The following is a 10329-nucleotide window of genomic DNA, read 5'->3' as shown; positions in this document are numbered from 1 at the left end:
GGGAAGAACATTCACGGGCTGGGCAGACACCGGTTTGCACAAAAAATTCGCCGTTCCTTTGTGGAAACGGCGAACATTGTTCTTGTATTGTTTTGCCTTATCGATCCCACTTGTCGCACAGGGCGTTGATCTGGTCGGCAAACTTTGCCAGATCCTTGTTGGCACCGCCCTCGTTGTGCTCAATGACACGCAGCAGGCGCTTGCCGGCACTGACCAGCCGCTGGAACACGCTGGCGGCACGGCTCTGCCCTTCGGATGCCTTGTGCTCAATGCGCACCCGGGAGCCCTCCTGCAGACAGACAGCACCCTCGGCACCAATGGCCCACTGTGCCCCATTGTAGGGTGCGCAGGCGGTAAAGCCCTGTTCGGTCAGGGTCTCCACAAAGCGGTCCTCGGTCTCGTCGTCGCCGTGCATCACAAAGACCCGCTTCGGCTTCTGCTCAAAGGCACCCACCCAGCGCAGCAGGCCCTCCCTGTCCGCATGGCCGGACATTCCGGTGAGCTGGCAGATCTCCGCCTGTACCTCAATGGGCTCACCAAACAGCTTGACGTTGACTGCGCCATCAATGAGGGTGCGGCCCAGCGTGCCCACCGCCTGATAGCCCACGAACAGGATCGTGCACTCCGGACGCCACAGGTTATGCTTGAGGTGATGGCGGATGCGGCCCGCTTCGCACATGCCGCTGGCCGAGAGGATGACCTTGGGCACACGGTCTGCGTTGATCATACGGGATTCATCACTGGTCACGGTCACCCGCAGGCCCGGAAGCGCAATGGGGTCGATGCCTTTTGCCAGCATGGCCCGGGTCTCTTCGTCAAAGCACTCCATGTCGGTATCCCGGAAGATCCGCGTTGCTTCAATGGCAAGCGGGCTGTCGATGTACACTGGGAAATTGCCGTGGCCTTTGACCAGCCCTTTTTCCTTGATCTCACGGATAAAGTAGAGCATCTCCTGCGTGCGGCCCACCGCAAAGCTGGGAACGACCACATTGCCGCCGCGGTCAAAGGTGCGCTGCAGGATCTTTGCCAGCTCGTTCACATAATCCGGCTTTGGACCGTGGCTACGGTCGCCATAGGTGGACTCCATAAAGACATAGTCCGCCTCTTTGATGTAGGTGGGGTCCCTGATGATGGGCTGGTCCGTATTGCCGATATCGCCGGAGAACACCAGTTTTGTGGTATTTTCGCCCTCGGTGATCCACAGCTCAATGCTGGCCGAGCCCAGCAGATGGCCCACGTCCACAAAGCGCGCCTCAATACCCGGCGCCAGCTCCACGCGCTGTTCATAGTTTACTCCCCTGAACAGCTTCATGGCCGCTTCGGCATCCTGTACGGTATACATGGGCTCCACCGGCTCTGCACCGGAACGCTGGCCCTTGCGGTTTTTCCATTCGGCTTCAAATTCCTGAATATGGGCCGAGTCCCGCAGCATGATGCCGCACAGCTCCACTGTAGGGTTCGTAGCATAGATGTTGCCCCGGAAGCCGTTGCGCACCAGCAGCGGCAGCATGCCGGTATGGTCGATATGGGCATGGGTAGCCAGCACCCAGTCGATTTCCCCGGGAGCGACCGGGATGGGCTGATTTTCGTAGACATCCTTGCCCTGCTCCATGCCGCAGTCGATCAGAAAGCGCCGTCCGGCCGCTTCGATCAGCGTACAGCTGCCGGTGACCTCATGGTTCGCGCCCAGAAACGTGATCTTCATAAAAACACCTCCGGTTTTGCAGCATTTTATCGGTACTTCTCCGGGCTGAGGGCCGGGAGTTTTCCCAGCGAATGATCCGAGGGTGGGAGCTGGAAGCCCCGAAATTTTGCGGGAAAAGCCCCCGGCTCGCAACCCCGTTCTCCGCATTTTGCTTTTGCACCCTTAGTATAGCATATTTTCAAGGAACACGCCGCACAAATCACGCCGCTTTTCTCGGGCATTCTGCCGAAAGGCTGAAAAAATTTTTATACAATCTTGACAAACCACCCTCTTCTGTTATAAACTTAGGATTGTATGACGTTCGTTCGTATTTTATGAGTTTTAATAATAGAGAGGTTGAATTTTATGGTTCGTAACGATTTGCGCAACGTTGCCATTATCGCTCACGTTGACCACGGCAAGACCACCCTGGTGGACGCAATGCTGCGTCAGAGCGGCGCGTTCCGCGACAATCAGGTCGTGGCTGAGCGCGTCATGGACAGCGGCGATATCGAGCGTGAGCGCGGCATCACCATTCTGGCCAAGAACTGCTCCTGCACCTACAAGGGCGTCAAGATCAACATCGTCGATACTCCGGGCCATGCCGACTTCGGCGGCGAGGTCGAGCGCGTGCTGAAGATGGTCAACGGCGTTCTGCTGCTGGTGGATGCTGCCGAGGGCTGCATGCCCCAGACCCGTTTCGTGCTGCAGAAGGCTCTGCAGCAGAACCTGAGCCTGGTGGTGGCCATCAACAAGATCGACCGTCCCGATGCCCGCATCAAGGAAGTCATCGATGAGGTGCTGTACCTGCTGATGGATCTGGGCGCCACCGATGAGCAGCTGGACTGCCCCATGCTGTTCTGCTGCGGTCGTGATGGCACCGCAAGTCTGGACCCGGATGTGCCCGGCACCGACCTGATCCCCCTGTTCGATACTCTGCTGAGCACCATCAAGCCGCCCGAGGGCGACCCCGAGGCTCCCTTCCAGATGCTGGTGTCCTCTGTGGACTACAACGACTTTGTGGGCCGCATTGGCATCGGCCGCATCCAGAACGGCGTTGCCAAGGTGGGCGAGGAAGTTGTCGTCTGTGACTGGCACAATCAGGATCTGAAGATGCGCGGCCGTCTGACCAAGCTGTACGACTTCCAGGCCAATGGCCGTCAGCCCTGCGATAACATCACCGCCGGCGATATCGTGGCCTTCTCCGGCCTGCCCGATGTGACCATCGGCAACACCCTGTGCAGCCCCTCCAATGTGGAGCCGCTGCCCTTTGTGAAGATCAACGACCCCACCGTGGAAATGACCTTCTCCGTCAATGACAGCCCGCTGGCCGGCCGTGAGGGCAAGTACGTTACCAGCCGTCAGATCCGTGACCGTCTGCAGAAGGAACTGCTGAAGGACGTTGCTCTGAAGGTGGAGGATTCTGCCACTACCGATTCCTTCCGCGTTATGGGCCGTGGCGAAATGCATCTGTCCATCCTGATCGAGACCATGCGCCGCGAAGGTTATGAGCTGCAGGTCTCTCCCCCGCACGTTCTGACCAAGGTCATCGACGGTAAGACCTATGAGCCCATGGAGCATGTTGTCATCGATGTGCCCACTCAGTATCAGGGCGCTGTCATGACCGGTCTGGGCCAGCGCAAGGCCATCCTGCAGCAGATGGAATCTCTGGGCACCGACCGCGTGCGTCTGGAGTTCCGTATGCCCAGCCGCGGCCTGTTCGGCTACCGTAACCAGTTCCTGACCGATACCCACGGCGAAGGCATCATCAACCAGATCTTCGACGGCTATGATGTCTGGGCCGGCATGATCGCCAACCGCTCCACCGGTTCTCTGGTCAGCTTCGAGACCGGCGAGGCCGTCACCTACGGTCTGTTCAACGCACAGCAGCGCGGTACTCTGCTGGTGGGCGCCGGTGAGAAGGTCTACGAAGGCATGGTCATCGGCTACACCGCTTCCGGCGAGGATGTGGATGTCAACGTCTGCAAGACCAAGCATCTGACCAACACCCGTGCATCCGGCTCTGACGATGCCCTGCGCCTGATCCCCATCAGCAAGCTGAGTCTGGAAGGCTGTCTGGAGTTCCTGGCACAGGATGAGCTGCTGGAGGTCACCCCCGAGAATCTGCGCATCCGCAAGCAGATCCTGAACCATGAGCAGCGCATGAAGGCCAAGAGCAAGCTGAAGTAAGCGTTCTGTTCCCTTATATAATATGTATTTCCCGCCCTGCAGCGTTTCAAAAACGCCGCAGGGCTTTTTGTTTTTGCAAAAAATTTCTGGTTTTGTAAAAAAGGGCTTGCAAAAGGCATTCTTATGCGGTATAATATCTCTCGCAGTCACAACTGTGATCTGCCTCTTTAGCTCAGTCGGTTAGAGCACCTGACTGTTAATCAGGGTGTCGCCTGTTCGAGTCAGGCAAGAGGCGCCAAAGCAGAGCAATGTTCCTTGCGGACATTGCTCTTTTTATTTGTGTCATATCCGGCAGCTGATGCCGCATGGATTTTCCCCTCCACCCCACCATCTCCGGTCTTTGTCTACAGCCCCGGAAAAAGCAGCATCTATGCAGAAAAAAGTATTCAGCTTAATGATTTCTTAAAAATTGACCACTTGAAGAAGATGTTGCATTGTGGTATACTTTTTATGTTCTTTGGGAATTAGTATCTGATTTTCCAAAGTCCGGTACACAGTTCCATGGGCATTTTGCCATTTTTAGCAGCAGTTGACCGGTGCTTTGCCGCCGTTCTCCGCAGGACGGGGTAAGCCACCGGTTTTTATACTGCTTACAGACTGTGTTTTTTTGCGTTGTCAGAGCTGCTGCCGTCCGCTTCCGTTGGAAGTGTTCTGCAGTCGTTTGAATAAATTTGTATATGATCAAAGGAAGCATCTATGCGTTATACCTACGTCCGGCAGCATGACACTACCGACTGTGCGGCTGCCTGCCTCGCAATGGTGTGCCTCCATTACAAAAAGGAAGTTACCATCACCCGCCTGCGCGATATGATGGGCACTGACCTGAAAGGCACGAACCTTGTTGGTTTGCAGAAAGCCGCTAACGAGTTGGGTTTTTCCACCGCAGCGGTTCGCGTGGACCGTGAAAATTTCCTCAGCGATTTCTCTTTGCCCTGTATCGCACAGGTCATTACCGACCAGGGTCTGGCCCACTTTGTGGTGGTCTTTAAAAAGACCACCATCAAGGATGAGGGTGAGCGCCGCAAGCACATGCTGAAGGAGTCGGAATCTGCCAAGGAAGACGAAAAGAACGGCAAAAAGCACAAGTGCAAGGATTATGTCATCATCGGCGACCCCGCCACAGAGCTGAAAAAGATCAGTCTGGATGAGTTCTACAAGAACTTTACGGGCGTTCTGCTGCTGATGAACCCCACCTCGGAGTTCAAGGGCGGCAAGGTGAAAAAGGGCGGCATGTTCAAGCGCTACATTGATCTGCTGCTGCCCCAGAAAAAGCTTTTCTTCTATGCAATTTTTGCCTCTCTGATCACAACGATCCTCGGCATTGCATCCTCCATGTTCAACAAGATCCTGATGGATGAGGTGCTGCCCTACGGATTGAATAATCTGCTGGTCACGCTGATCCTCGTGTTCAGCATGGTCAGCCTGACCAATACTCTGATCGGTTTTGTGCGGCAGTGGGTGCTGATCCATCTGTCCATCAAGATCGATATCCCGCTGATGATGGGCTACTTCGGGCACATCTTCCACCTGCCCATGAAGTTCTTTGCCACCCGCAAGACTGGTGATATCACCACCCGTTATTCGGACGCAAACACCATCAAGTCCATCTTCACCAGCATTGCGCTGAGTCTGATCATGGATATCTCCATGGCCATCATCACCGGCATCATTCTGTTCCGCATGAACGCGATGCTGTTCTCCATTTCGCTGTTCATGGCGCTGGTCAGCATTCTGCTGGTGCTGATCTACAAGCAGCCGTATAAGAAGATCAACGAAGAGACCATGGTGCAGTCTGCTGCACTGAACAGCCAGATGATCGAAAGCCTGCGCGGCATTGAGACCGTCAAGTGCAACGCCAACGAGGACACCGAGCTGGAAAACCTCGAGCGTGAATACATCAAGAGCCTGAAGATCAGCCTGCGTTCCAGCCGCATCAGCACCACACAGGGTCTGATCTCCGCCTTCATCTCCATGATCTTTGGCATGCTGACCACATATGTGGGCATCAGTCAGGTGCTGAACGGCGAAATGACGCTGGGCGGCTATATGGCTTTCAGCACCCTGTCTTCCTACTTCACTTCTCCGCTGAGCAACCTGATCGGTCTGCAGATGCAGATCCAGGAAGCCAACATCTCCATGAAGCGTCTGACCGAGATCATGGACTATCCTTCTGAAACTGCCGGTGACGAGGATCGCACGGATCTGGAAAAGGTGGAGGGCGACATCGAGTTCAAGGATGTCACCTTCCGTTACGGCAACCGTGCTCCTGCACTGGATCACATCAGCTTTACCATCCCGGCCGGCAAAAAGGTGGCTCTGGTGGGCAGCAGCGGCAGCGGCAAGTCCACCATCACCAAGCTTCTGCTCAAGTATTATGAGCCGGAGGATGGCGAGATCGACTTCAACGGTGTGAATCTGACGGAATACACCAACGATTCTGTCCGCCGCGCAATTTCCTATGTGCCGCAGAACGTTGAGCTGTTCAGCAAGACCATCTATGACAACATCCGTGTTTCCCGCATGGATGCCACCATGGACGAGGTCAAGGAAGCTGCCAAGAAGGCCGATGCGCACGACTTTATCCGTCATCTGCCCCTGCAGTACAACACCTATCTGGAGGAAGCCGGCAACGGCCTGTCCGGCGGTGAGAAGCAGCGCATTGCACTGGCTCGTGCTTTCCTGAAGGATTCCAACCTCTACATTCTGGATGAGTCCACCAGCAACCTCGACTTTGCAACGGAAAACCTGATCTTCAACATGATCTATGACCAGCTTGCGGATCGTTCCATGCTGATCGTTGCTCACCGCCTGTCCACCGTCCGTGACTGTGACATGATCCTGGTGATGGATCACGGCCAGATCGTGGAGCGCGGCACCCATGAGGAGCTGCTTGCCAAGGAAGGCAGATACTACGAGCTGTGGAACATGCAGCAGGGTATTTACCGCAGCAAGAAAAAGGCAGAACCCAAGCAGCCTGTCATGCAGGCTGTCGTGGAAGAGGATGACGACGGCGAGTCGATCACCTATTGATATGCTGAGATCGGATGGAGTTCCGGTTCCATAATATGACTGCCAGGGCCATCGATGCTGACAACAGAAAGCCTGTTTGTCTCGTCTGTCCTGAATAAGGAAGATGGTGTTACCCTGAAGCGGCGCGGTCTGCTCAGGTGACAATGCCTTACTATGGTGTGCCCGGAGACAAAGCGCCTCCGGGCACATTTTATCTAACGCCGATGTAAAGTAAATCTGAAACGAAACAGAGGTATTTATCATGAATGAGATCAAAGTAGCTGAAAACAAGACCCTCAAGCTTACCAATGTGCTCTCCCGCGAGATCCGTCCGGAAGAAATGGCCAGCCTGCCGGTGGTGCTGACCCAGATGCACAATTTCATCAAGAGCAACAACGCTCAGCCCATCGGCCCCATCATCCAGTCCTTTGCACTGGGCGAGGATCATCAGATGCACCTGTACATGATGCAGCAGGCCACCCAGCTCATCCCTCAGATGGACCCGGGCTACCACATGGATGCCATCCTGCGCGTTAAGAACTGCCTGTACGCCCACTACACCGGACCCATGGAAAACAGCCAGCTGGCCTCCTACAAGCTGCAGGTCCACGCTTTTGAGAACGACCAGAAGCTGACCGGCACTTCTTATACGATCTATGTCAATCAGGATTCTGACGATGCTGTGATCGATGTCTTTATGGAGACCAAATAATTATGACAATGAAAGTTCAAAGCCTGACGGACCTGCAGGACCGCCGTATCATGCTGGACAGGGATGTGCCGCCCTACGGTTACGCCTTTGTCATTCTGGTGGGCATCTTTATGGTGTTCCTTCTGGTGTGGAGCACCCAGACCAACCGCATTTATGTCAGCCAGAACACCGGCACCGTGCAGGCCAGCAACAAGACCTACATCATGTCCAGCTATTCCGGTTCCATCACCGAAATGTATATCTCGGAAGGCAGCTATGTGAACGAGGGCGACCTTGTGGCGCACATCAAGAGCACGGACATCGATATGCAGCAGGACAATCTGGAAAGCCAGCTCAAGATCTACCAGACCCAGCTGGACCAGTATAATAAGCTGCTGCAGTGCGTGCAGGACGACACCAACTACTTCAGCGAGACGAACCCGGAAGATCAGCCTTACTACTACCAATACGAGACCTACAAGAGTCAGGTCTCGCAAAAGACCTTTGACGCTACTGCCTATCAGGCTGCCGGCTATTCGGATGCTCAGATCAAGACCATGATGGAGCAGAGCCAGAGCGAGGTGGAGGCCTTGTACTACTCCACCATGCAGTCCATTTCCCAGAGCATCACCAGTGCGCAGAGCAACGTGGACAACATTCAGGCCCAGATCGATACCCTGAACACCGGTGCCAACGATTATTATATCTATGCTCCCACCTCCGGTGTGATCCACATGGATACCCCCTATAAGGAGGGCATGGTCCTGAGCGCCGGTTCTCCGCTGGCTACTGTCGCCAGTGAGAACGACGATCTGGAGGTCGTTGCCATGGTCACTGTGAACGACCGTCCCCTGCTGCATGTGGGCGACCCCTGCAAGATCGCCATCACCGGCCTGTCGGAGTACTCCTACGGTACCCTGACCGGCACCGTGACCGCGATCGACAGCGATGTGACCGCCAGCACCAATGCATCCTACTACAAAATGACCATCAAGCCGGATACCACCTACGTGGTAAGCAAGAGCGGTGATAAGGTAGACCTTTCCAACGGCATGAGCGTTACCGCCCGTGTGGAGTACGACCAGATCACTTACTTTGAGTACGCAATGGAAGCACTGGGTGTTCTGTTCCATTAAAACCGGACTGTCAGCCGTTGCCAAATCACCCCAAAGAGGTATACTTACTATGAAATCAACCGCAAAAAAACTGGCCGTCTGTGCGGTAGCGTTTTGCCTGCTGGCCTGCGGCACAGCTGTGTCTGCGGCCGCAGCAAGCCCGGTCTCCGGCCTCGCCCTGAGCGGCATTACCATGCCGTGGGATCAGAATGTACCTGCCGAAAGCATTGAAGCCGGCAGCTATACCGCCAATATGCTGCTGGGTTCTTCTCAGCAGCTGTCCCCCGTGGTGCGTCCCCGCAACTCTACCGATTCGGTGGTCTATATATCGGACGATACCTCCATTCTGACCGTGAGCAACACCGGTGTTGTGCAGGCTGTGGGTGTGGGTACTACCCGTATCACAGCTGCTGCCGGCAATCAGATCTGTGCTTACACCATCGTGGTCTCCATGGATTCCTCCATGATCGTGACCGAAATGGATCTTTCTCTGTCCTCCAATACCATTTATGTCGGCAACTCGGTATCGGCACAGCTGCAGGTGCGGCCCACCTCGGCCTCCAATTATGCCACCGTCACCCTGACCTCTTCCAACGAAAAGGTAGCCACGGTGAATAATTTTGGCCGCGTTACCGGTGTCGCCCCCGGTACTGCCACCATCACCGCTACCTGCGGTTCGGTGACTGCTACCACCAATGTTACGGTCATGAGCATTCCCAACTCCGGAACCGGAACCGGAACCGGAACCGGCACCGCCAGCACCGGTTCTTCCAACAGCGGTCAGGTCATCACGGTGAATCCTTCCTACGTTGTACTCAAGCCCGGTGCCACCCGCACCCTGACCGCCAGCGTCAAGCCTTCCTCTGCTTCTCAGAAGTTCACCTTTAAGTCCGCCAACAGCAACATTGCCACGATCAGCCCCAGCGGCGTGATCACAGCTGTGGGCACCGGTGCAACCTCCATCACGGTCTCCAACGGCACGGCTTCTGCTATGGTCACGGTCATTGTCAACCGTTCTGCCGCTTCCTCGGAGGAATCTTCGGACAGCAACACTACAAAGCCGGAGGACGATACTCCCATTGAGATCGATCCCGTGGTGCAGGCGATCCAGGACAGCACGGACAACGAGATCGTCTTTACGCAGGCCGAAGTTCCCACTGTGACCGGTGATATTCTCAATGCCCTGCGCACCACCGGCAAGACCCTGTGTGTGGTGGGCGACGGCTACACCATGCAGATCGCGGGCAGCAACGTCAAGAGCACCACCAGTGAACTGGATACCATGCTCGTGCTGACCGAGAGCAAGGAGGGCATTGAGTTTGAGCTGGACAAGGGCAAAGCCCTCCCCTGCTCGGTGCGCATCGATCTGGATGTGAGCACCTATACCCGTTTGTATCTGTACAACCCCACCTCTGGCAAGTGGCAGTACCTGAACAGCTACACGGACGGCATCATCACAGCAGATACCGCCGGTCATTATCTGCTGACCAATCAGAACCTGAAATTTGCCAACATCAACTGGACCTTCTTCATTGCCGGCGGCGTGACGATCATCATTATCGGCATCGCCTATATCGTGCTGAAAAAGCGCTACTGGTTCTGGTAAGCCGGAAGCTCTATAAAAACAGCAGCTCCCCTCT

At 55.4% G+C, this 10329-nt stretch carries 6 protein-coding genes and 1 tRNA gene; 6 read left to right on the top strand and 1 reads right to left on the bottom strand.

The window, feature by feature from the left end; all coding sequences use genetic code 11:
- Positions 1-97: 97 nt before the first annotated feature.
- The gene (locus tag ACKXF7_RS10210; protein WP_423741215.1) at positions 98-1705 is read right to left on the bottom strand and encodes an MBL fold metallo-hydrolase RNA specificity domain-containing protein; all 1608 of its coding nucleotides are present in this window, start codon (positions 1703-1705) and stop codon (positions 98-100) included.
- A gap of 345 nt (positions 1706-2050) precedes the next feature.
- Between ACKXF7_RS10210 and typA the strand changes: the two genes are divergently transcribed.
- The 6 genes from typA (at position 2051) to ACKXF7_RS10180 (ending at position 10295) form a co-directional block, all read left to right on the top strand.
- On the top strand, positions 2051-3874 hold the full coding sequence (typA, locus tag ACKXF7_RS10205; RefSeq protein ID WP_005945857.1) for a translational GTPase TypA: 1824 nt from the start codon (positions 2051-2053) through the stop codon (positions 3872-3874).
- A gap of 161 nt (positions 3875-4035) precedes the next feature.
- Positions 4036-4112 (top strand) — tRNA-Asn (locus ACKXF7_RS10200).
- 458 nt (positions 4113-4570) lie between these two features.
- Positions 4571-6904 (top strand): peptidase domain-containing ABC transporter, encoded by a 2334-nt coding sequence (locus ACKXF7_RS10195; RefSeq protein ID WP_423741214.1) that lies wholly within the window; start codon positions 4571-4573, stop codon positions 6902-6904.
- Between the two features lie 241 nt (positions 6905-7145).
- Complete coding sequence (locus ACKXF7_RS10190) at positions 7146-7595, top strand: hypothetical protein (protein ID WP_339395140.1); 450 nt, start codon at positions 7146-7148, stop codon at positions 7593-7595.
- Between the two features lie 2 nt (positions 7596-7597).
- Positions 7598-8710, top strand: a complete 1113-nt coding sequence (locus ACKXF7_RS10185) for an HlyD family secretion protein (protein ID WP_249236939.1) — start codon at positions 7598-7600, stop codon at positions 8708-8710.
- A gap of 49 nt (positions 8711-8759) precedes the next feature.
- Positions 8760-10295, top strand: a complete 1536-nt coding sequence (locus ACKXF7_RS10180) for an Ig-like domain-containing protein (protein WP_423741213.1) — start codon at positions 8760-8762, stop codon at positions 10293-10295.
- Positions 10296-10329: the final 34 nt, after the last annotated feature.

It is taken from the genome of Faecalibacterium sp. 7, assembly GCF_049562865.1.
Classification (GTDB): Bacteria; Bacillota; Clostridia; order Oscillospirales; family Ruminococcaceae; genus Faecalibacterium; species Faecalibacterium wellingii.
Note: the sequence above shows the minus strand (reverse complement) of the source record. Positions and strands in the feature narration are given on the sequence as shown.